This is a genomic window from Streptomyces gossypii (assembly GCF_025165795.1).
GTDB classification, from domain to species: domain Bacteria; phylum Actinomycetota; class Actinomycetes; order Streptomycetales; family Streptomycetaceae; genus Streptomyces; species Streptomyces gossypii.
In genome coordinates this window covers 1-19,293 of record NZ_JAJAGO010000012.1, presented here as the reverse complement: position 1 = coordinate 19,293, position 19,293 = coordinate 1, and the positions used below count along the sequence as shown (strand labels likewise).

Sequence of the window (19,293 nt, the reverse complement as noted above, 5' to 3'; positions counted from 1 at the left end):
CGCCGCTCCCCACGGACACGCATGGTTCCGGAACAATCACAGCCGTTCCCTCGTTCTTACTGCTGCGTTAGCGTGCAGTAATGAGGTGTCGGCTTTGCCTGGGCATTACTGTAGTGGCGAGGCCGCGTCGTGCGGTCATGGAGGAGTGAGATGAGGAGCAGTAACCCGGTCTTCTCGCGACGGGGGTTCAGCCGCGACAACGGCAATGCCGGATTCAACACCGCGCAGCAGCCGCAGGCCGGGGCCCCACAGGCGACGAACCCGTATGCGAACAACCCGTACGCCCAGCCGCAGGCCGCGCCGGGCTTCCAGGGAGCGCCCCCGGCGGCTCCGCCGCACGCCGGGCGCATGACCATGGACGACGTGGTCGCCCGTACCGGCATGACCGTCGGCCTCGTCGTGGTCATGGCGGCCGTCGCCTGGATCACCGATCTTCCTCTGGGCCCGGCCATCGGCGCCGCCCTGGTGGCGATGGTGCTGGCGCTGGTGCAGGCATTCAAGCGCAAGGCCTCGCCGCCGCTGATCCTGGCCTACGCGGCGTTCGAGGGCCTCTTCCTCGGCGCCATCAGCAACTACGTCGACAGCCGTATCGCCGACGGCGCCGCGATGCAGGCCGTACTGGGCACGATGGCCGTCTTCACCGCGGTCCTCGTGATGTACAAGACGCGGATCATCCGGGTCACCCAGCGGTTCTACCGCTTCGTGCTGGCGGCGGCCATCGGCTTCGTCCTGCTGATGGGCGTGAACCTGCTGTTCGCCGTCCTCGGCGGCGGCGACGGCCTGGGCTTCCGCAGCGGCGCCATGGGCGTCCTCTTCGGCGTCATCGGCATCATCCTCGGCGCCTGCTTCCTCGCTCTCGACTTCAAGCAGGTCGAGGACGGCATCGCGTACGGCGCGCCGCGCGAGGAGTCCTGGATGGCGGCCTTCGGGCTGACCCTCACGCTGGTGTGGATCTACCTCGAGTTCCTCCGGCTCGTCGCGATTCTGCAGGGCGGCGACTGACCGGGACGGAGACTGGCTGACCGGCCCGGAGTCGGCTGACCGGCAAGAGAGGGACCCGCGAGGCACTTGCCTCGCGGGTCCTTTGCGTACGCCTCAACTGCTGTCTTGCGGCGTGTGTGTGTTGTGCGGTGTGTGCCCGCGGGTGCCCCGCATCTGCGGAGCTGCGGTCACAGGTGGCGCGCGGCGCGCCTCAGGTCGTACTCGTGAATGATCGCCTTCGCGTGCCCGTAGGAGAGCTCGTGCTCTCCGCGGAGCCAGCTCACCTTCTCCTCGAACCGGAAGAGGGCGGGCCCCTCATCGACAGTGCGAAGCCAGTCGGACACCTCACGACCGGTGCAGTGGGGGATTCTCGAGAGGAGGTTCTGATGGGTCTGGTCGGAGAAAGTCTGGGACATCGGCGCCTCCGGACGCTGGCTCAGGGAGTCCTTGACGCCACCGTGCCTGACTGTTGGGGCAATGGCAACCGCCCGGTGGCCCACGCTTACGGTCAGTCCGGCGGATCCTCTCAAAGACTCACCGGACAGGCCCTAGGCTTGCGGCATGCTCGACACCACCCCACTGACCGCCGGAGTGGACCGGCTCGCCGACCGCCTGCGCGCGACTCCCCAGAGCGCGCTGCGACGCGGCGCGGCGGCCGAAGGACTGGCCCTGGCCAGGGAACTGGCCCGGCGCGCGCAGCTTGCGGAGTTCCCGGGACGGGCGCCGTACGAACTGCCCGACGCCGGTCCCTTCGCCGTCGGGGACCAGCTTTCGGTTGCCGGGCACGATCTGGCACTTGCGCTCGCCGCTGCGGACGACGCCGCCGGGCTGGCCGACTCCGTGCGCCTGCTGCCCGGCGGCGCGGGGCCGGGCGTGGGGCCGGAGGCTACAGCGAGGCGATGATGCGGTCGGCGAGCGTGTAGACGCGCTCGTCACCGACGGCGAAGGTCAGCGAGTACGCCCCCGTGATGCCCGAGCCGCCCAGCAGCACCGGTGGCAGGCCCGCGGTCAGCGCGTCAGCGAGGTGCTGGGCCGTCTGGTGATGACCGGGCGACATGCAGAGGGTGGTGCCGTCCTCGAAGGCGTAGACGTCCGGCGTGCCCAGGGGCCCCGGGCGTACGTCGGCCAGCGGTGTACGGGCCTCCGCCAGCTCCGACAGCCGCCGCACCGTGCGTGCGTGGTCGGCCAGGACCGGACCGCCGGACAGCGCGGCGTAGCCGGCGGCGTCGGCGTGGTCCACCTTGTCGTGGGGATCGCCCGCGGCAGCCGGATCGGCCGGACCGACGGGGTCGCCGTTCAGATTGAAGTCGGGGTGTGAGGGGTGGCGGCGGCGTGCGGCTGCCAGTTCCGCGGCCTCGTGCTCCGGGCCGAACAGCCGCTCCGTGTCGCCGTCGCCCTCCTCGCGCGGCCCGGAGCCGTACGGCAGCTCGGCGCCGTACGCGAGACCGTCCTCCAGGGCCCCGCCGCAGTCGCCCTGCCCGCCCTGGCGCGGCACGAACGCCTCGCCCTGCAGCAGGCCGTGCAGGCCCTCCAGACCGTCCAGCCTGCCCTCCAGGAGCGCCTCCAGCAGGGCGGCGCCGTCCGGATCGGGAGCGTCGGAGACGAGCTCGTACTCCGTGCCGTGGCCCGCCAGCAGGGCGCCGCCCTCCGGTCCCGTGTCACGCGCTTCCTGCGCCGCCCAGAAGGCCCGTGCCTCGGCGAGCTCCCGCTCGCGCTCCTCGGCGAGCGCCTCGGTGACGGCGGCGCGGATCTCCTCGGCGGGGGTGCTGCGGGCGGCGGGGATCCGCTCCGAACCGGCGGCCGGGGTACGGGCGGCCTCGGCCCGCTCCAGCTGCGCGCGCACCGCACTCAGCTCACGGTGCAGCCCGCGTGCGGTGTGCAGGGCAGCGCCGCCCATGGCCGTGGCGACCGCCGCGGCCGACAGCAGAATGAGGGATATGGCGCTCACAGACGTACTCCCGGTTCTGGGAGCGGCCGGCAACGGGAGCGGTGTCGCGGCGGCCCGTGCTGACGCCCGGTCGCGCTGTCGTCGGTCGCCGACGCACCGCGTCGGCTCCGCCCGCCTCGCCGGACTCGGCCCGGACACCACTCCTTCTCGCACTCCGTGTGCCGGTCGCTCTGACTCGATCCCCCGAATTCCTACCGCAGTTTCGACGGCGGGACTTGATGACCGTAGTGCAAAACGCCATCAAGGGGGCACGCCGAAAGGCCCGGGTCTTCCGGCCATACCGCTGCGACCAGCAGGAATACCGCACCCCCAGGGGATATATCACATCCTGGGGGCGCTTCGGTCTCGAAGGTGTTGAGTTGGCGGGCGGGGAAACAATTCCGCCCAGTTCGATTCTGTCCGGGTTTCGTCCGGCGCTCGTCCGGGCGGCCGGGGCCGGGGCCGGGGCCGCGCTGGTCGGCTCGCTGGTCCGGCCCGTCCGTAGTTCAGCTGAGGCGCTCCAGGACCATCGCCATGCCCTGCCCGCCCCCGACGCACATCGTCTCCAGCCCGAACTGCTTGTCGTGCCACTGGAGGGAGTTGATCAGCGTCCCGGTGATGCGGGCGCCCGTCATCCCGAACGGGTGGCCGACGGCGATCGCGCCGCCGTTGACGTTGAGCCGGTCCAGATCGATCCCGAGGTCCTGGTAGGAGGGGATGACCTGGGCGGCGAAGGCCTCGTTGATCTCGACGAGATCGATGTCGCCGATCGACATCCCGGCTCGCGCCAGTGCCTGCCTGCTCGCCTCCACGGGGCCATAGCCCATGATCTCGGGGGAGAGCGCGGAGAGGCCGGTGGAGACGACCCGGGCCAGCGGCGTGATGCCCAGCTCACGCGCCTTGACATCGGACATGACCACCAGCGCGGCGGCGCCGTCGTTCAGCGGGCAGCAGTTGCCCGCCGTCACCCTGCCGTCCGGCCGGAAGACCGGCTTCAGGCCCTGCACGCCCTCCAGTGAGACGCCCGCGCGGGGGCCGTCGTCCTGGGAGACCACGGTGCCGTCCGGGAGGGTCACCGGGGTGATCTCGCGCTCCCAGAAGCCCTCCGCGATCGCCTTCTCGGCGAGGTTCTGCGACCGGACGCCGAACTCGTCCATCTCCTGCCGGGAGACGCCCTTGTGCCGGGCGAGATTCTCGGCGGTCTGCCCCATCGCGATGTACACGTCGGGCACCTCGTCCGCCCCGCGCGGGTCCGTCCAGCCCTCGCCGCCCTGCTCCGCACGCGTGGCCGTACGCGCCTCGGCATCGGCGAACAGCGGGTTGTGGGTGCCGGGCATGCCGTCCGAGGAGCCGTTGACGGCGCGCGAGACCATCTCCACCCCGGCCGACAGGAAGATGTCGCCCTCGCCCGCCCTGATCGCGTGCATCGCCATCCGGGTCGTCTGGAGCGAGGAGGAGCAGTAACGGGTGATGGTGCAGCCGGGAAGGTGGTCCATGCCCAGCTGCACGGCGACCACCCGGCCCAGGTTGTGGCCCTGCTCGCCGCCCGGCAGGCCGCAGCCCAGCATCAGGTCCTCGATCTTCGCGGGGTCCAGCTCCGGGACCTTCGCCAGCGCGGCCTTGATGATCTCGGTGGTGAGATCGTCCGGGCGCAGGTCCTTCAGCGATCCCTTGAAGGCACGTCCGATGGGCGAGCGGGCGGCAGAGACGATCACTGCTTCGGGCATCACGCGGCTCCGTGGGTGGCGAGGATGGCGTTGCGCGCCGTACGGATGCGGGGGTTGCACGGTGCGTTCTAGGAAGCTACCCACCCGTAGCCCACCCGTCACGGACGACGCGGTGTGATCCGGACCTCTTTTCTAAGCGCCCGCTTTGCCCTTCCGGCCCCCGCCGCGGCGCTGCCGCCCGCCCGGCAGCCGCCGGTGACGGCGCGCTTGGGGCAGCCATCTGGGCGCCACAGTGCGGGTCTTCCGGCCTCCGGGCGAGCCCGGCGCCACGACTCCACGCACAGGCGCAGCAGCCCGTCCGCGCCTGTGCGGGCGGTACGCCAGCGGGCGTCGGCGCCCGGCCCCGCATCGGCCTGCGGCCGACTGCTGGCCCAGAGCGGCCGCTCTGCCGCCCCTCCACGTGCTCCCGCTGCCACGACTGCCTGGGCGGCGGCGGGCGTAGGCGCCGCTGGGCGGGGGCGGCCGCAAGGGTGCCGCGCGCCGGTTGTGCAGCCTGCGCTGCTGGAGCACGGGGCACGGGGCACGGGGCGCCCACCCGTCCGGCGCGGTCGGGAGTACTGGGGCGGACAGGTCGCGCGCCCCCGTGTGGGACCGGGCGGTCGCCGCCGCACGAGTTCGCGCTGTCGCGCTGCCCCAACACGGGACATCGATACTTCGGGCCCGCAGCGTCGCTGACGCGCTGACGCGCTGACGCGCTGACGCGCTGACGCGCTGACGGGGCGCCCGGGGCACCCGCACCTCCGGCGTGGCCGGGGCCGGGGCGTGCAGGCCGGGATGTGTGGCCCGCAGCGTCGCTGCGCGCCGGCTCGCGATGCCAGGGCCGGGCGCCCGCGCCTACCGCGTGGTCGGGGGTACGGGGCGCGCAGGCTGCGCGCCCCGTGTGGGCCCGGCTCGGGGCGTCGCCGTGAGCGCCCCGCAGGGGTCAGTGGGCGTCGGCGTCCTGGCGGGGGGAAGGGTGAGGGTCGTCGTCCGGGGTGCCGGGGGTGGCGGGGCCGTCCTCCGGGGGGAAGCGGCGCCGTCTGCGGTGCTTGAGGAGGGCCCAGGGGCCGCGTACCGCCGTGACCTCCGTGCCGCCCTCGGCCGCCGCCTCGGCCGCCGCGCGGGCGACCGGCAGGATGCCCTCGCGGCGTGTCACGTCCGGCCGCTCGTCCTCCGACGGCCACAGGGCCAGCGTGGCGCACAGCGTGGGGAGCATCGCCATGGCGGCGGTGGCGTACCCCTCGGCGGACGGATGATAGTTGTCGGGGCCGAACAGTTCCTGCGGGTTCGCCGCGAACTCCGGCCCGAGCAGGTCGCCCACCGAGACCGTACGGCCGCCCTCCTCGACCACCGCGATCGTCTGGGCGGCGGCGAGCTGGCGGCTCAGCCGCCGCGCGATCCAGCGCAGCGGCTGCCCGACGGGCTCGATCGTGCCCAGGTCGGGGCAGGTGCCCACCACCACCTCACAGCCCGCCGTACGCAGCCGCGCGACGGCGTCGGAGAGCAGGCGTACGGAGCGGGCGGGCGGCATCCGGTGGGTGACGTCGTTCGCCCCGACCATGATCACGCAGACGTCGGGGGCGTGTGACAGGTCGCGTTCGCTCAGCAGCAGGGTGACCTGCCGCTCCAGTCCGTCCGACTGCGCACCGGGCACCGCGACGGTACGCAGTTCGACGGGGCGCTCGGCCACCGCCGCGAGGGCGGAGGCCAGCAGCCCGCCCGGCGTGTGCCGGGCGCGGTGCACGCCCTGCCCGGCTGCCGTGGAGTCGCCCAGCATCGCGAGCCGCAGGGGTCGCACGGGGCGGGAGCCCGGTCGGCCGCCGCCGCGCGGTTCGGTCATCTGGGCGAAGGCGCCGCCGTAGAGCCCGTCCGCCATCGGTGGCACGTCGTCGGAACCGCCGACCTTGCGCTTGGCGATCTGGACCTCGGTGAAGAGCAGGCCGACCGCCGCTCCACCGAGCAACCCGATACCTCCGCCGCCGTACGCGGCTGCGGTCGTGATCCGGCGTGCCACTCGGGCACTCGCCGCCTTCGACATCGGCATACGTCTGGTCCGCCTCCCGAAGAGCTTTCCGTACGGATAATGCCCTCTGTGTTGTTCTGTCCGGGCAACGTCTGTACGTCTGTGGAAATTCTGTCCTCAACACTGTGTTGCCCCGTGCGAGACGCTGCGCAACACCTCACTGGTGTGCGCATGTTGCGCAATATGGTGAACGCACGGGCCGGACGCGTCGGCGGACCGTCGCGTTCCCCCGGGGACGAATCCCGTAAACCCCCTGAAGCCCGTAAAAACCGGGAACTCGGAAACCCCGATTCCCTCCGGAAAGGTGTGGAGATACAGGTGCAGTATCACGAGTCGATGATCGAGCTTGTCGGCAACACTCCGCTGCTCAAACTGAACAGCGTGACGGAGGGTATCCAGGCCACCGTCCTGGCGAAGGTCGAGTACTTCAACCCCGGCGGTTCGGTGAAGGACCGGATCGCCCTGCGCATGATCGAGGAAGCGGAGCGGAGCGGCGCGCTTCGCCCCGGCGGCGTGATCATCGAGCCGACGTCCGGCAACACGGGGGTGGGGCTGGCCATCGTCGCCCAGCAGAAGGGCTACCACTGCGTCTTCGTCTGCCCGGACAAGGTCTCCACGGACAAGATCAACGTGCTGCGCGCGTACGGCGCGGAGGTCGTGGTCTGCCCGACGGCCGTCGACCCGGAGCACCCCGACTCGTACTACAACGTGTCCGACCGGCTGGTCCGCGAGACGCCGAACGCCTGGAAGCCGGACCAGTACAGCAACCCCGCCAACCCCCGCTCGCACTACGAGACGACCGGCCCCGAGCTGTGGGAGCAGACCGGCGGGCGGATCACCCACTTCGTCACGGGCATCGGCACCGGCGGCACGATCTCCGGCACCGGCCGCTACCTCAAGGAGGTCAGCGACGGACGGGTCCGCATCGTCGGCGCGGACCCGGAGGGCTCCGTCTACAGCGGCGGCTCCGGGCGCCCGTACCTCGTCGAGGGCGTCGGCGAGGACTTCTGGCCGGACGCCTACGACCGTGAGGTCACCGACGAGATCATCGCCGTCTCCGACAAGGACTCCTTCCAGATGACCCGCCGCCTCGCCAAGGAGGAGGGCCTGCTGGTCGGCGGCTCCTGCGGGATGGCGGTGGTCGGCGCGCTGAAGGCGGCCGCGCCGCTCGGCCCGGACGACGTGGTCGTCGTGCTGCTGCCGGACAGCGGTCGCGGCTATCTGAGCAAGATCTTCAACGACGACTGGATGAACGACTACGGCTTCCTGGAGGAGGGCGAGGCGACCGTCGTACGGGTGAGCGACGTGCTGCGGCACAAGGAGGGCCCGATGCCCTCCCTGGTCCACATGCACCCGGAGGAGACGGTCGGCGAGGCGATCGAGGTACTGCGCGAGTACGGCGTCTCGCAGATGCCGGTGGTCAAGCCGGGCGCGGGCCATCCGGACGTGATGGCTGCGGAGGTCATCGGCTCCGTCGTGGAGCGCGAGCTGCTGGACGCGCTCTTCGCCCAGCGCGCCTCGCTGACCGACCAGCTGGAGAAGCACATGAGCAGCCCGCTGCCGCACGTCGGCTCCGGCGAGTCGATCGGAGACCTGATGGCCGTCCTGCAGAGCGCGGACGCGACGCTGGTGCTGGAGGAAGGGAAGCCGACGGGTGTCCTGAGCCGCCAGGACCTGCTGACGTACATGGCCATCGAAACGCAGTAGCGGTCTGGGGCGGGACGGGCGGCTCGACGGCGAGCCGCCCGTCCTTCAGCTCCTCGGGGCGGAGCTTGAGTGCGCTCCGCACCGCTCACGTCCGGGTGGCAGTCCCGCACCCCGCCTTGCCGCCGTCCCGCATGCGGGCGTCCATCGAGGTGCTCCGGTCGTACGGGTCCACCTCGGAGCCGTTCCCCGAGCCCGCGGGAGCGCGCTCGTCGATGAACTCGGGGACGAAGTAGCCGGTGAAGGTGTCACAGCCCCCGTTGGTGGCGTCCTCCCGGTAGGAGACCAGCGAGAACGTGCCCGGCTGTGTGATCACCTTCGCCGGGTCGTCCCAGCTCATCACCACCTCGCGGCGCACGATGGTGCGCGCGACCTCGTCGCTTCCTCCCTCGGCGCGGACGACCGGATAGACGTACGTGACGTCGGTGACCACCTCGACCGCGCCGCGCTCGCCCTCCCGGAAGGTGATCCGTCCTCGCGTCTTGACCACGTCGCCGGCGAGCCGCACGTCCGAGGTGTCGAAACGGCTGAAGAGCAGGAGCGGATCGTCCTCCCGGCTGGGCGCGCGGAAGGCGGTCGCCAGATAGTCCTGGACGTCCTGCTGCTTCGGGTTGATCAACGCGATCGCCTTCTTGGGCCGCTCCCCGCGCAGCACACCGCGATCGAGGCTGGACGCGGCCAGGAAGTCCCGGCTCCGGGCCAGTGCCCGGGCGACCTCCGCCTTGCTCATCCAACCGGTGGCCCGTGCCGCGGGCACGTGGATTCCCTCCTCGCCGTCGCCCCAGCTCGCCGCCGGTGACCCCCTGAACGGCTCCTCCACCGTGGGCGGCAGCGCTGCCGCCTCCGACGCGGGCGGCTGCTTCGGAGGCGCCGACTCCGCGGCGAGCGGCTCACCTCCGCCCCCGCCGCCGAACCAGCCGGCCACCTGACCCGGGGCCAGCGCGACGATCAGCAGGCCGAGCGCGCCCAGCAGAGCGATCGCGGGCCAGACCCTTCTGCTGCGTCTTCGCTGCGGCGGCTGGTGGGTCCGCCACCCGGACGGCGGGGCGGGCTCCTCCCGCAGTCGCCGCGTCACCATCCGGGCCCGCGCCGACGGCTCCTTCGGCGCGTCCTTCGACCCGGCCTCGGCCTCGCGCAGGAAGCGCTCCCACTCCTCGTCCGGTATGGACTCGTCACGCTCCATGGTGTTCTCCCCGCCCTCTCACCCGCCCGGCTCCCCCCGGAGCCCTCATCGTCTGTATTTATCACACAGGTCAGAGGCCCCCGGAACGGACATCCAGGGGGTGGAGGTGAGTGTCCCCCAGGGGTGCTGATGGGCACCGCGGGCAGCTTCACGGCCCGCACGTTCTCACCGGGGGGGCGCCACCAGGGCCGGGGACGCTTCGGGACGGGCGGCTCGACCACGAGCCGCCCGTCCGTCAGCTCCGTGACCCGGCGGGTGAACCGCCGCCACTGGGCGCGGGAGAGGTTGTCCTCCACGCACACCCGGTTGATGCGGGTGCCGCCCTCGGGGCGCGGGGCTTCCGCGGCCTCGGGCATGGCGTCGATCCTCAACTGCTCGGCGCCCTGCCAGCAGACGCCCCGCGGCAGGGCGCCGATCTCGCTCCACGCCCACTTCTCGGTGCGCTGGATGGTGTAGTCGAAGACGGTCCGGGTGTCGTCCATGTACGCCCAGTACGAGGACGATCCTCCGCCTTGCGAGCGCACGCACCAGACGCCGCAAGCTGATCGACCGCCCATTCTGTTAGGGGCTCTTAGCGCGGAACCGGCACGGAGGCGGTCGTGTCGGGTGCGGACTCCGCGAGCGCCTCCGGCGCTTCCCGCTCTTCCGGCTCCTGCGCCGCCCCCGTGGGCGGCACGTGGCGGAGGGTGGTGAAGGCGAGGACGGCGAGGGCCGCCACCAGGATCGCGCTGATGAGGGCGACGACATTGAGGCCGGTGGCGAACGCCTCGCGGGCGGGGGTGAGGATCTGGTTGGCGAGGGAGGCGGGGAGGCCCTCCGTGGCGTCCAGGGCACGGGCCAGGGTGTCCTGGGTGGCGGTCTCGGCGGCGGCGGGGGTGTCGGCCGGCAGGCTGTCCGAGACGCCGTCGCGGTAGACGGTGGTGCCGATGCTGCCGAGGGCGGCGATGCCCAGCGCGAGACCGAACTCGCTGCTGGTCTCCTGAAGGGCTGAGGCCGCTCCTGCCTTTTCGTCCGGCGCGGACCCGACGATGAGGGAGACGCTGAGTGCCATCAGCGGGCCGATACCGGTGTAGACGAAGCTGAAGCCGATGACGACGTAGGCGAGTCCGTTGTCGCTGGGGTCGGCCAGGGTGAGGATGAGATAGCCCACGGCGGACAGGGCGAGGCCGATGCCGGTGACACTGCCGGGGCGGATGCGGCGGGCCGCGACCGGGGCGAGCATCGACATGACGATGAGCAGCGCGGCGGCGGGCAGCAGCCACAGCCCGGCGCGCAACGGGGAGAGTCCGGCGACCAGCTGCAGATACTGGGTGACGAACAGATAGATGCCGCCGATCGCGAAGGCGCCGAACAGCATCACACCCAGCGCGACGCTGAACGCGCGGCTGCGGAAGAGGCTCAGGTCCAGCATCGGCTCGGTCAGGCGCAGTTGGCGGCGGCCGAAGAGGATTCCGAAGGCCGCGCCGACGAGGAGAGCGGCCAGCGAAGCCGCCCCCGGGCCGTGCTTGGCGGTCTCCTTGATGCCGTAGACGACGGGCAGGATGGTGGCCAGCGAGAGGCCGACACTGATCAGGTCGAGGCGGCCCGCGTTCTCGTCCCTGTACTCGGGCAGCACCAGCGGGCCGGTGATCAGGAGCAGGGCCATCACCGGGAGGGCGAGCAGGAAGACCGAGCCCCACCAGAAGCGTTCCAGCATCGCGCCGCCGACCACCGGGCCCAGGGCGATGCCGAGCGAGAAGCTGGCAGCCCAGATTCCGAAGGCGCTTCCCCGTTGTCTGGGGTCCTGGAACATGTTGCTGATCAGGGCGAGCGTGGAGGGCATCAGCGTCGCGCCCGCGATGCCCAGCAGGGCTCGGGCGCCGATCAGCATCTCCGGGCTGTTCGCGTAGGCGGCGAGCACCGAGGCGACACCGAAGGCCAGGGCGCCGCCCAGCAGCAGCCTGCGGCGGCCGATGCGGTCGCCCAGGGTGCCCATGGTGACCAGGAAACCGGCGATCATGAACGCGTAGATGTCGATGATCCACAGCATCTGGGTGCTGCTCGGCGCCAGCGCCGCGCCCAGTTGGGGCACGGCCAGGTGCAGCAGTGTCACGTCCAGGGACAGCAGCATGCTGGGCAGCGCCAGCAGCGCCAGCCCGATCCATTCCCGCCGTCCGGCGCGCGTGCGCCCGGAGACGACCTGTGAAGACATGGGGGTGAACCTTCCGTTCGGATATCCGTTGGGCATTCAGGGGTGCTGCGGGTGCTGCGGATGCGGCCACGGCAGCGTCGCGGGGCCGCACCCGCGTACGGGAGGCAGGGGAGTAGAGGGGCCGGGGCGTATGGGCCGGGCGCGGGATCAGTGCGCGGCGCTGAGGCCCTGCGCGAAGCCGCCGTCGACGGGGAGTTCGACGTTTGTCGTGAAGGTCGCGTCGGCGGCCAGGAACAGCGCGGCGGCGGCGACCTCCTCGACCGTGCCGTTGCGCTTCAGCGGCGTCGTCTCGTCACCCTGCTTCTCGAACTCCCGGCGCTCCTCGTCCGTCAGTCCGGCGACGCCCATGGTGGGTGTCTTGATGAAGCCGGGGGCGACGGAGTTGACCCGGATCCCGCGCGGCAGGAACTCGGCGGCCAGGACATGGGCGAAGGCGCGGACCGCGTCCTTGGAGGCGGAGTAGGCGCTCATACCGGGGAAGACGTGATCGTTGGCGACGGTCGTGAAGACCAGCGCCCCGCCGTCGTTGATCAGCGGCGCCAGGCTCTGCACGGTGAAGAAGGTGCCCTTGGTGTTGATGTCGAAGTGCCGGTCCCAGGACCCCTCGGTGACGTCTTCGAGCGGCTCCAGTTCGGCGATTCCGTGATTGAGGAAGAGATAGTCGATGCGGCCGAGCTTCTTCTGTGTGAGATCGGCGAGAGCGGCGATGTCTGCCATGCTCGCGGCGTCGGAGCGCACCACGTGTGCCGCGCCGGACTTCAACTGCGACTGCGCCTCTTCGATCTTCCGCTCGTTACGGCCCGTGAAGACGACCTCGGCTCCGCCGTCCAGCAGCGCCTTGACGATCGCCAGGCCCATCCCGTGCGTACCGCCGGTGACGACCGCCTTCTTGCCCGTGAACCTGCTCATCGTTGTCTCCCTGCTCAGCCGTGCTGCGTCGGGCCGCGCCGCTGCTGCGCCGCGCCGTTCCCTGTTGACGAGGACGACTGTGCGCGGCGGCGCTTGCGGGCGGCTTTCGGTCCGCTTGCGGTGGCGGCTTCTCCCCGGCGGGCGGCTACCGTGGGTTCATGCGATACGGGGTGCTGGGGCCGTTGGCCGTGTGGACGGCGGACGGTGAACCGGTGGCGGTGCCGGAAGCGAAGGTCCGCGCCCTGCTGGCCGGTCTGCTGGTGACGCCGGGGCAGGTGGTCTCCTCCGACCGGCTGGTCGAGGACCTGTGGGGAGCCCGGCCGCCCGCCAACCCGGCGGGCGCGCTGCAGACCCGCGTGTCGCGGCTGCGGCGTGCCCTGGCACGGGCAGGGGGCGGAGCTGCGAGGAGCGGCGGAGCCGCCGGGAGTGGAGGGGGCGGCGGGGGAGACGGCGGCCGGGAGCTGGTGGTGCACCGTCCGCCGGGCTATCTGCTGCGGGTGGCGGACGACGCGGTGGACGCCGACCGGTTCGCCTCCCTGACGGCGCGGGCCCGGCAGGCCGACGCGCCCCGTGAGCGGGCCGCCCTGCTGACCGAAGCCCTGGAACTGTGGCGGGGCCCCGCCTTCGCCGACTTCGCCGACGAACCGTTCAGCCGCGCGGCGATCGTCCGGCTGGAGGAAACGCGCCTGCTGGCGCTGGAGGAACAAGCCGAAGCACGGCTTGAGTTGGGCGAGCACGGTCTGCTGGCCGGTGAACTGGGAGACTTGACGGAGCGTCACCCTCTGCGGGAGCGGCTGCGCGCAGCCCATATGCGTGCCCTCTACCGTGCCGGGCGCGCGAGCGAGGCCCTGGACAGCTACCACGCCCTGCGCCGCCGGCTGGACGAGGAGCTGGGGCTGGAGCCGAGCACCGGACTGGCCGCGTTGCAGCAGGCGATCCTCCGGCAGGACCCGGCGCTGCGGGCGGTAGGGCCGGTCGGCGCGGCGGGGGCCCCTGATGTGGCCGTGCCTGCCGCACCTGCCGCACCTGCCGTGCCTGCCGCACCTGCCGTGCCTGCCGCACCTGCCGTGCCTGCCGCACCTGCCGTGCCTGCCGCACCTGCCATGCCTGCCGTGTCTGCCATGTCTGCCGCACCGGCGGCTGACCGTGCCCGGCCGCGTACGAACCTGCCCACGCCCGTCACCGGGCTGATCGGACGTTCCGGGTCGGTCACCGAGGTGCGCTCACTGCTGGCTTCGTCCCGCCTGGTGACCCTGACCGGCCCCGGCGGGGTGGGTAAGACCCGGCTCGCCCTGGAGACCGCCGCCCAGCTCGCCGACTCCTTCGCGGACGGCGCGTGGCTGGTCGAGCTGGCGGCCCAGCCGCGCCCCGGCGCAGGCCCGGGTCCGGGTCCGGGCTCGGTGGAGAAGCTGGCCGAGGCGGTGGCCGCGACCCTGGGCATCCGGGACGACGCCGGCGGGGGCGCGGGGCCGTTGCCGCCGGGAAAGCCCCTCACCATGACCAGCCGGCTCGCCGAGGCCCTGCCCGGCAAGGAGTTGCTGCTGGTCCTGGACAACTGTGAGCACGTCATCGAATCGGCGGCGGCGCTGGCCGAGGCGCTGCTCCAGGCGGCGCCGGGCGTACGGTTGCTGGCCACCAGCCAGGAACCGCTGGACATTCCCGGCGAACAACTGTGGTCCGTACCCCCGTTGGACGTGCCCGAGCCGGCGGAAGCGGCGGAACCTGCGGACGGGACGGGCACGGCCGAGGCGCAGGCTGCGCTGCGGAGGTCGAGTGCCGTCCAGTTGTTCGTCGCCAGGGCCGTCGCGGCCTCGCCCGGTTTCGTACTCACCGACGACAACGCCCCGGCGGTCGCCGCGATCTGCCGCCGCCTGGACGGGATTCCGCTCGCCCTGGAGTTGGCCTCCAGTCGCGTACGCGCCCTGGGCGTACGGGAGTTGGCCGAGCGTCTGAACGACCGGTTCCGGCTGCTGACCGGCGGGCACCGCGGCGCACCGGCCCGGCAGCGCACCCTGCGCGCCATGATCGACTGGAGCTGGGAACTGCTGACAGCGGCCGAGCAGACCGTCCTGCGGAGGCTCGCGGTCCACTCCGACGGCTGCACCCTGGACGCCGCCGAGACGGTCTGCGCCGGGGACGGGGTGAAGCCCGCCCAGGTCATGGACCTGCTGAGCCGCCTGGTCGACCGTTCCCTGGTGGTGGTCGCGCATGGTCCCGACGGCCCCCGCTACCGGCTGCTGGAGTCCGTCGCCGCCTACTGCCTCGAACAACTGCGGGCCACCGAGCACCAGCAGATACGGCGCACCCACGCCGGTCACTACGCCGCGCTCGCGGAGCAGGCCGAGCCGTACCTGCGCGGCAGCGACCAGCAGCGCTGGCTAGGCCGCCTCGACGCCGAGGCGGCCAACATCCGCGGCGCTCTCGACTGGGCCGCCGCCGACGGCGACGCCCGGCTCGCGCGGCGGCTCGTCCACGCGATGTTCTGGTACTGGTACCTGCGCGGGCGGCTCGCCGAGGCGAAGCGCTCGCTGTCCCTGGCCCTGTCCGTACGCGCGGAAGGCGGCCCGGGTCCAGCTGTCGACTCCGCACCGGCCGAGGCCTGGCTGGCCGGGATGAGGATGCTCTCCGGCGACCGCGCCCCGGCGCGCGGCAGCCGCTCCCCGCTCCAGCTGTACGAGGCCGTCCGCGAACCTGCGCGGCACAGCACCAGAGCAGGCTGGTTCCTCGGCTTCGCCGTCAGCGGCTTCGGCGACCAGGCTGTCGGTGAGGAGCTGACAGACCGGGTGCTCGCGGACTTCCGGGCCCTGGACGACTCCTGGGGCATCGCCGCCGCCCTGGGCACCCGGGGCATGCAGCGACTCGTCCGCGGCGACCTGGAATCCGCCCGGCGCGACGCCGAGCAGAGCCTGGCGCTCTTCCGTACGGCCGGTGACCGGTGGGGCCAGCTGTACGCCATGGGAGTGCTCGGCACGCTGGCCGAGATCGCCGGCGACTACGCGGGTGCGGCCAAGTGGCACCAGGACAGCCTGTGCTTCGCCGAGGACCTCGGACTGTGGACGGCAGCCTCCACCCGGTGGTCCGAACTGGGCCGGATCGCGTTGCTGACCGGGGACCAAGAGCGGGCCGAGGAGTTCCACGAGCGGGCCCGCCGGCTGGCCGTGGAGCAGGGCGACAAACCCGCCGAGGAGTTCGCGGAGGTGGGGCTCGCCCTCGGCGCCCGGCGGCAGGGGCGGCTCGACTCGGCCGAGGCGTACCTGGGCAACTGGATCGAATGGAACCGTCAGTTCGACGCGGAGTACGGTACGGCGCTGATCCTGGCCGAACTCGGCTTCATCGCGGAACTGCGCGGCGACGCGGACGCGGCGCTGGCACGGCACCGGGAGGGGCTTACCGCCGCCCGGGACACCGGCGACCCCCGGGCGGTCGCGCTGGCCCTGGAGGGCCTGGCCGGTGCGCATGCCCTGGCGGGCAGCCACGAGCGCGCGGCGCGCCTGCTGGGCGCCGCCACCGAGGCGCGCGCCTCGGTGGGCGCGCCGCTGCCTCCGGCGGAACGCGCCGACGTGGACCGCGCGACCGCAGCCGCACGCGCGGGCCTGGGCCCCGCCGCGTTCGACACGGCGTTCGCGCGCGGCGGCGAGCTGGACCCGGCGACAGAGCCGGCGCCGTGACGGCGGAAGCGCCGGCAACACGGGCGCCGTCAGGCGCTGGAAGGTGATCTGGGTCTGCGTTCATGCCTAGCCCAGCGCTGCTGCCTGATCGTGAAGGGCTTGGATGAGCGTCATGACCTGAGGGTGGTCGCGGCGGCGGCCGATCGTGGCGACGCCGATGTGCCGGGCCGGAGATGGCGGCTTGACCGGGACGTTGTGCAGGCCCGGCACGGCCGGAGCCAGCGCGATGGAGGGGATCAGGGAGATCCCCATGCCTGCGGCGACGAGCGAGCGGGCGAAGAAGTAGTCCGTGGTCGTGCCGCGCACCTCGGGGGTGAAGCCCGCGCGCTCGGAGTAGCGCCGCAGGTACGCCTCCGTCTTGCGGCAGCCGAGCACCCAGGGTTCGGTCGCCAGTTCGGCGATGTCCAGTGCATCGCGCCTGGCCAGTGGATGCCCTTGGGGCAGGACGACATGCAACGGATCCTTCATGAGCGCGGTCCATTTCAGGCTGGAGCTCTGAAGGGTCCCCACGGGCAGCGGTCCGTCGAAGTGATAGGCGAGCGCGAGGTCCACGGCGCCCTGGCGGACCAGCGGCAGACTGTCCTCCGGCTCACCCTCCCTGACGTGGAGCACGGTGTCGGGATGGGCTGCCGTGAGCCGGGCGAGGGCGCCGGGCAGCAGCAGCCTGCCGCCGCTGGTGAAGGTGGCGACGGTCAGCTGGGTGCGGCCCGCGCTGAGCCCGTCCACCTGCTGCTTCGCGTGGGCGAGTTCGGCGGCGACGGACTCGGCGGCCCCGACCATGATCTGGCCCGCCTGGGTGAGAGTCACTCCGCGGGTGCTGCGCGCCACGACCTGGGTGCCGAGGCTGCGCTCCAGGGTGGCCACATGCTGGGAGACGGCGGAGGGGGTGAGGCGGAGAGCGGCGGCCGCCCGGCTGAAGCTGCCGTGCTCCGCCACCGCCCGCAGGACGCGAAGCCGCTGCATATCGATCAACAGTTTCCCTTAACACGCTTCCAGTAAGTCGGCACTTCTGCTGTTGACCGTAGCTGTCCAGGATGGAGGCATGAAAGAGATCTGCGTCATCGGCGGCAGCCGGTACTTCGGAAAGCTCCTGGTCCAGCGTTTGCAGGCAGCCGGGCACCACGTCACTGTGATCAACCGCGGCTCCACCGCGCCACCGCCCGGCGTCGAGCACCTCATCGTCGACCGGAACGACGAGACCGCTCTCCGCGCCGCGCTCGGCTCCCGCACCTTCGACGTGGTCGTCGACCAGGTCTGCTACACCCCCGTGCAGGCCGCAATCGCCGCCCGCGCCTTCCGCGGCCGTACCCGTCGCTACGTGATGACGTCCACGATCGAGGTGTACAACCCGGAGACCGCTGGGCTGCGCTCCCTCCCGCAGGGCACTCCGGTGCCGGAGGAGACGGTGGACCCGGCCACCTGGGTGGTGGGGAGTGACCTCCCCTGGCATGACGACGCGTACCTGGAGGCGCACTACGCCGAGGGCAAGCGCCAGGCGGAGGCCGTCTTCACCCGGGAGGGCGGGTTCGCTTTCGCCTCCGTGCGCAGCGCACACGTGCTCGGCGGCGGCGTGCAGGAGTTCACCGGTCGGCTGGCGTACTACAGCGAGCGCATCGCCCAGGGCACGGAGATCGCTGTGCACGCCGAGCCACTTCCGTCGGTCTTCATCCACTACGAGGAGCTGGCGGACCTGCTGCTGTGGGCGGCGACGGGCACCGACCTCACGGGGCCGGTCAACGCCTGCTCAGACGGGCTGCTCGACGTACACGACCTGGCAGCCGTGATCGCCGCGCGGACGGGCCGTGACCCGGTGTACCGCGTCGTCGCCGCCGGGGAAGCAGCCTCGCCGTTCTCCTTCGACCGCCACTACGCCATGAGCAACGCCCGCGCGAAAGAGTCGGGTTTCTCCTTCTCCCGCACCACCGACTGGCTGCCCGGCGTCATCACCGAAGCCCTCGCCGTATCCGCCGACACCGCCACCTGAACTGCGGTCTGAACCGCCGTCTGAACTGCCGCCTGAAGGAAGAGACCGCCATGCGGAACCGCACCCTCAAAGACACCACCGTCAGCGCCGTCGGACTGGGCGCCATGCCGCTGTCCATCGAGCACCGCCCGGACGAGCAGCGGGCCATCGCTACGATCCACGCCGCCCTCGACGCGGGCGTCACCCTCATCGACACCGCCGACAGCTACCACTGGTACGCCGACGAGGCCGGCCACAACGAGCTCCTCATCGCCCGTGCGCTGGCTCGCTACGGCGGCGACACCTCCGGCGTCCTCGTCGCCACCAAGGGCGGCCGCGGCCGCCCCGGCGACGGCAGCTGGACCGTCACCGGCACCCCCGCCCATCTCAAGCGCGCCGCCGAAGCCTCCCTGAAGCGACTCGGCGTCGAGGCCATCGGGCTGTACCAGCTGCACAAGCCGGACCCGGCCGTGCCTTGGGCGGAGTCCGTCGGCGCCCTGCGCGAACTGCTCGACACCGGCACGATCCGCGCCGCCGGGATTTCCAACGCGGATACCGCCCAGATCCTCGAGGCGCACGCGATCCTGGGCGACGGGCTCGTCTCCGTGCAGAACCAGTACTCGCCCGCCGTGCGCGACAGCGAGCCCGAGCTGCGGCTGTGCACCCGGCTTGGCCTGGCCTTCCTGCCCTGGAGTCCACTGGGCGGCATATCCCGCAGCTCCCTCGACGGCCCTTCCGGCGCCCTGTCCGCAGGCACCGCCTTCCACCGCATCGCGGCCGAACACGGCGTCAGCCCGCAGCGGGTTGCTCTGGCCTGGCTGCTCAGCCGCTCCCCGACGGTGATCCCGCTGCCGGGCGCCAGCCGCCCGGCTTCTGTCCAGGACTCCGCCCAGGCCACTGAACTCAGCCTGAACGAGGCGGAACTGACAGAGCTTCAGGAAGCGCTGCCGGTCAACGCGGCAGGCGGGCGAGCGTACCTGCCTTGACCTGCTGAAGCAGGTTCCGCAGCGCGGCCGGGGTGGCGGTGAGCGCACGGGC

15 protein-coding genes are annotated in these 19,293 nt (G+C 72.1%); 7 read left to right on the top strand and 8 right to left on the bottom strand.

What is annotated here, in order from left to right; genetic code table 11:
* The first annotated feature begins 150 nt into the window (after positions 1-150).
* Positions 151-1,002, top strand: coding sequence for a Bax inhibitor-1/YccA family protein (locus LHJ74_RS24115; RefSeq protein ID WP_260220300.1), 852 nt, complete (start codon positions 151-153; stop codon positions 1,000-1,002).
* Between the two features lie 167 nt (positions 1,003-1,169).
* On the opposite strand, the gene LHJ74_RS24110 is transcribed toward LHJ74_RS24115, so the two are convergent.
* Positions 1,170-1,397 carry a DUF4287 domain-containing protein gene (locus LHJ74_RS24110; RefSeq protein WP_260220299.1) on the bottom strand — a complete coding sequence of 76 codons (228 nt, stop codon included), beginning with the start codon at positions 1,395-1,397 and terminating at the stop codon, positions 1,170-1,172.
* Positions 1,398-1,542: 145 nt separating this feature from the next.
* Here LHJ74_RS24110 and LHJ74_RS24105 point away from each other — a divergent pair, with 145 nt between their 5' ends.
* On the top strand, positions 1,543-1,884 hold the full coding sequence (locus LHJ74_RS24105; protein WP_260220298.1) for a hypothetical protein: 342 nt from the start codon (positions 1,543-1,545) through the stop codon (positions 1,882-1,884).
* On the opposite strand, the gene LHJ74_RS24100 is transcribed toward LHJ74_RS24105, so the two are convergent.
* The 3 genes from LHJ74_RS24100 to LHJ74_RS24090 all read right to left on the bottom strand — a co-directional run bounded on the left by LHJ74_RS24100 (position 1,868) and on the right by LHJ74_RS24090 (position 6,658).
* The gene (locus LHJ74_RS24100) at positions 1,868-2,929 is read right to left on the bottom strand and encodes a hypothetical protein (protein WP_260220297.1); all 1,062 of its coding nucleotides are present in this window, start codon (positions 2,927-2,929) and stop codon (positions 1,868-1,870) included. The genes LHJ74_RS24105 and LHJ74_RS24100 overlap by 17 nt on opposite strands.
* Before the next feature lie 485 nt (positions 2,930-3,414).
* A complete protein-coding gene (locus LHJ74_RS24095) occupies positions 3,415-4,635 on the bottom strand; it encodes an acetyl-CoA C-acetyltransferase (RefSeq protein WP_260220296.1) in 1,221 nt (406 codons plus the stop codon).
* 922 nt (positions 4,636-5,557) lie between these two features.
* The gene (locus LHJ74_RS24090) at positions 5,558-6,658 is read right to left on the bottom strand and encodes an SGNH/GDSL hydrolase family protein (protein WP_260220295.1); all 1,101 of its coding nucleotides are present in this window, start codon (positions 6,656-6,658) and stop codon (positions 5,558-5,560) included.
* Between the two features lie 297 nt (positions 6,659-6,955).
* On the opposite strand from LHJ74_RS24090, the gene LHJ74_RS24085 reads away from it, so the two are divergent.
* Positions 6,956-8,344, top strand: a complete 1,389-nt coding sequence (locus LHJ74_RS24085; RefSeq protein WP_260220294.1) for a cystathionine beta-synthase — start codon at positions 6,956-6,958, stop codon at positions 8,342-8,344.
* 85 nt (positions 8,345-8,429) lie between these two features.
* Here the strand turns inward: LHJ74_RS24085 and LHJ74_RS24080 are convergent, their stop codons facing one another.
* The gene (locus tag LHJ74_RS24080) at positions 8,430-9,524 is read right to left on the bottom strand and encodes a hypothetical protein (protein ID WP_260220293.1); all 1,095 of its coding nucleotides are present in this window, start codon (positions 9,522-9,524) and stop codon (positions 8,430-8,432) included.
* A gap of 129 nt (positions 9,525-9,653) precedes the next feature.
* Here LHJ74_RS24080 and LHJ74_RS24075 point away from each other — a divergent pair, with 129 nt between their 5' ends.
* Positions 9,654-9,980, top strand: coding sequence for a hypothetical protein (locus LHJ74_RS24075; RefSeq protein WP_260220292.1), 327 nt, complete (start codon positions 9,654-9,656; stop codon positions 9,978-9,980).
* Between the two features lie 115 nt (positions 9,981-10,095).
* Here the strand turns inward: LHJ74_RS24075 and LHJ74_RS24070 are convergent, their stop codons facing one another.
* Positions 10,096-11,715 (bottom strand): MFS transporter, encoded by a 1,620-nt coding sequence (locus LHJ74_RS24070; RefSeq protein ID WP_260220291.1) that lies wholly within the window; start codon positions 11,713-11,715, stop codon positions 10,096-10,098.
* A 147-nt stretch (positions 11,716-11,862) separates the two neighbouring features.
* A complete protein-coding gene (locus tag LHJ74_RS24065; protein WP_260220289.1) occupies positions 11,863-12,624 on the bottom strand; it encodes an SDR family oxidoreductase in 762 nt (253 codons plus the stop codon).
* A gap of 158 nt (positions 12,625-12,782) precedes the next feature.
* Here LHJ74_RS24065 and LHJ74_RS24060 point away from each other — a divergent pair, with 158 nt between their 5' ends.
* The gene (locus tag LHJ74_RS24060) at positions 12,783-16,292 is read left to right on the top strand and encodes an AfsR/SARP family transcriptional regulator (protein WP_260220288.1); all 3,510 of its coding nucleotides are present in this window, start codon (positions 12,783-12,785) and stop codon (positions 16,290-16,292) included.
* A gap of 66 nt (positions 16,293-16,358) precedes the next feature.
* On the opposite strand, the gene LHJ74_RS24055 is transcribed toward LHJ74_RS24060, so the two are convergent.
* Positions 16,359-17,255, bottom strand: coding sequence for a LysR family transcriptional regulator (locus LHJ74_RS24055; protein WP_260220548.1), 897 nt, complete (start codon positions 17,253-17,255; stop codon positions 16,359-16,361).
* 79 nt (positions 17,256-17,334) lie between these two features.
* Between LHJ74_RS24055 and LHJ74_RS24050 the strand changes: the two genes are divergently transcribed.
* Positions 17,335-18,276: an NAD-dependent epimerase/dehydratase family protein gene (locus LHJ74_RS24050; protein ID WP_260220287.1), complete on the top strand. Its 942-nt coding sequence runs from the start codon at positions 17,335-17,337 to the stop codon at positions 18,274-18,276.
* Positions 18,277-18,326: 50 nt separating this feature from the next.
* The gene (locus LHJ74_RS24045) at positions 18,327-19,241 is read left to right on the top strand and encodes an aldo/keto reductase (protein ID WP_260220286.1); all 915 of its coding nucleotides are present in this window, start codon (positions 18,327-18,329) and stop codon (positions 19,239-19,241) included.
* Positions 19,242-19,293 lie beyond the last annotated feature (52 nt).

What these genes read in the sequence shown, in the direction of transcription:
- LHJ74_RS24110 (WP_260220299.1), bottom strand. Translation starts at nt 1,397, where the DNA reads ATGTCCCAGACTTTCTCCGACCAGACCCATCAGAACCTCCTCTCGAGA.
- LHJ74_RS24045 (WP_260220286.1), top strand. Translation starts at nt 18,327, where the DNA reads ATGCGGAACCGCACCCTCAAAGACACCACCGTCAGCGCCGTCGGACTG.
- LHJ74_RS24050 (WP_260220287.1), top strand. Translation starts at nt 17,335, where the DNA reads ATGAAAGAGATCTGCGTCATCGGCGGCAGCCGGTACTTCGGAAAGCTC.
- LHJ74_RS24070 (WP_260220291.1), bottom strand. Translation starts at nt 11,715, where the DNA reads ATGTCTTCACAGGTCGTCTCCGGGCGCACGCGCGCCGGACGGCGGGAA.
- LHJ74_RS24090 (WP_260220295.1), bottom strand. Translation starts at nt 6,658, where the DNA reads ATGCCGATGTCGAAGGCGGCGAGTGCCCGAGTGGCACGCCGGATCACG.
- LHJ74_RS24105 (WP_260220298.1), top strand. Translation starts at nt 1,543, where the DNA reads ATGCTCGACACCACCCCACTGACCGCCGGAGTGGACCGGCTCGCCGAC.
- LHJ74_RS24075 (WP_260220292.1), top strand. Translation starts at nt 9,654, where the DNA reads ATGGGCACCGCGGGCAGCTTCACGGCCCGCACGTTCTCACCGGGGGGG.
- LHJ74_RS24080 (WP_260220293.1), bottom strand. Translation starts at nt 9,524, where the DNA reads ATGGAGCGTGACGAGTCCATACCGGACGAGGAGTGGGAGCGCTTCCTG.
- LHJ74_RS24055 (WP_260220548.1), bottom strand. Translation starts at nt 17,255, where the DNA reads ATGCAGCGGCTTCGCGTCCTGCGGGCGGTGGCGGAGCACGGCAGCTTC.
- LHJ74_RS24065 (WP_260220289.1), bottom strand. Translation starts at nt 12,624, where the DNA reads ATGAGCAGGTTCACGGGCAAGAAGGCGGTCGTCACCGGCGGTACGCAC.
- LHJ74_RS24095 (WP_260220296.1), bottom strand. Translation starts at nt 4,635, where the DNA reads ATGCCCGAAGCAGTGATCGTCTCTGCCGCCCGCTCGCCCATCGGACGT.
- LHJ74_RS24060 (WP_260220288.1), top strand. Translation starts at nt 12,783, where the DNA reads ATGCGATACGGGGTGCTGGGGCCGTTGGCCGTGTGGACGGCGGACGGT.
- LHJ74_RS24115 (WP_260220300.1), top strand. Translation starts at nt 151, where the DNA reads ATGAGGAGCAGTAACCCGGTCTTCTCGCGACGGGGGTTCAGCCGCGAC.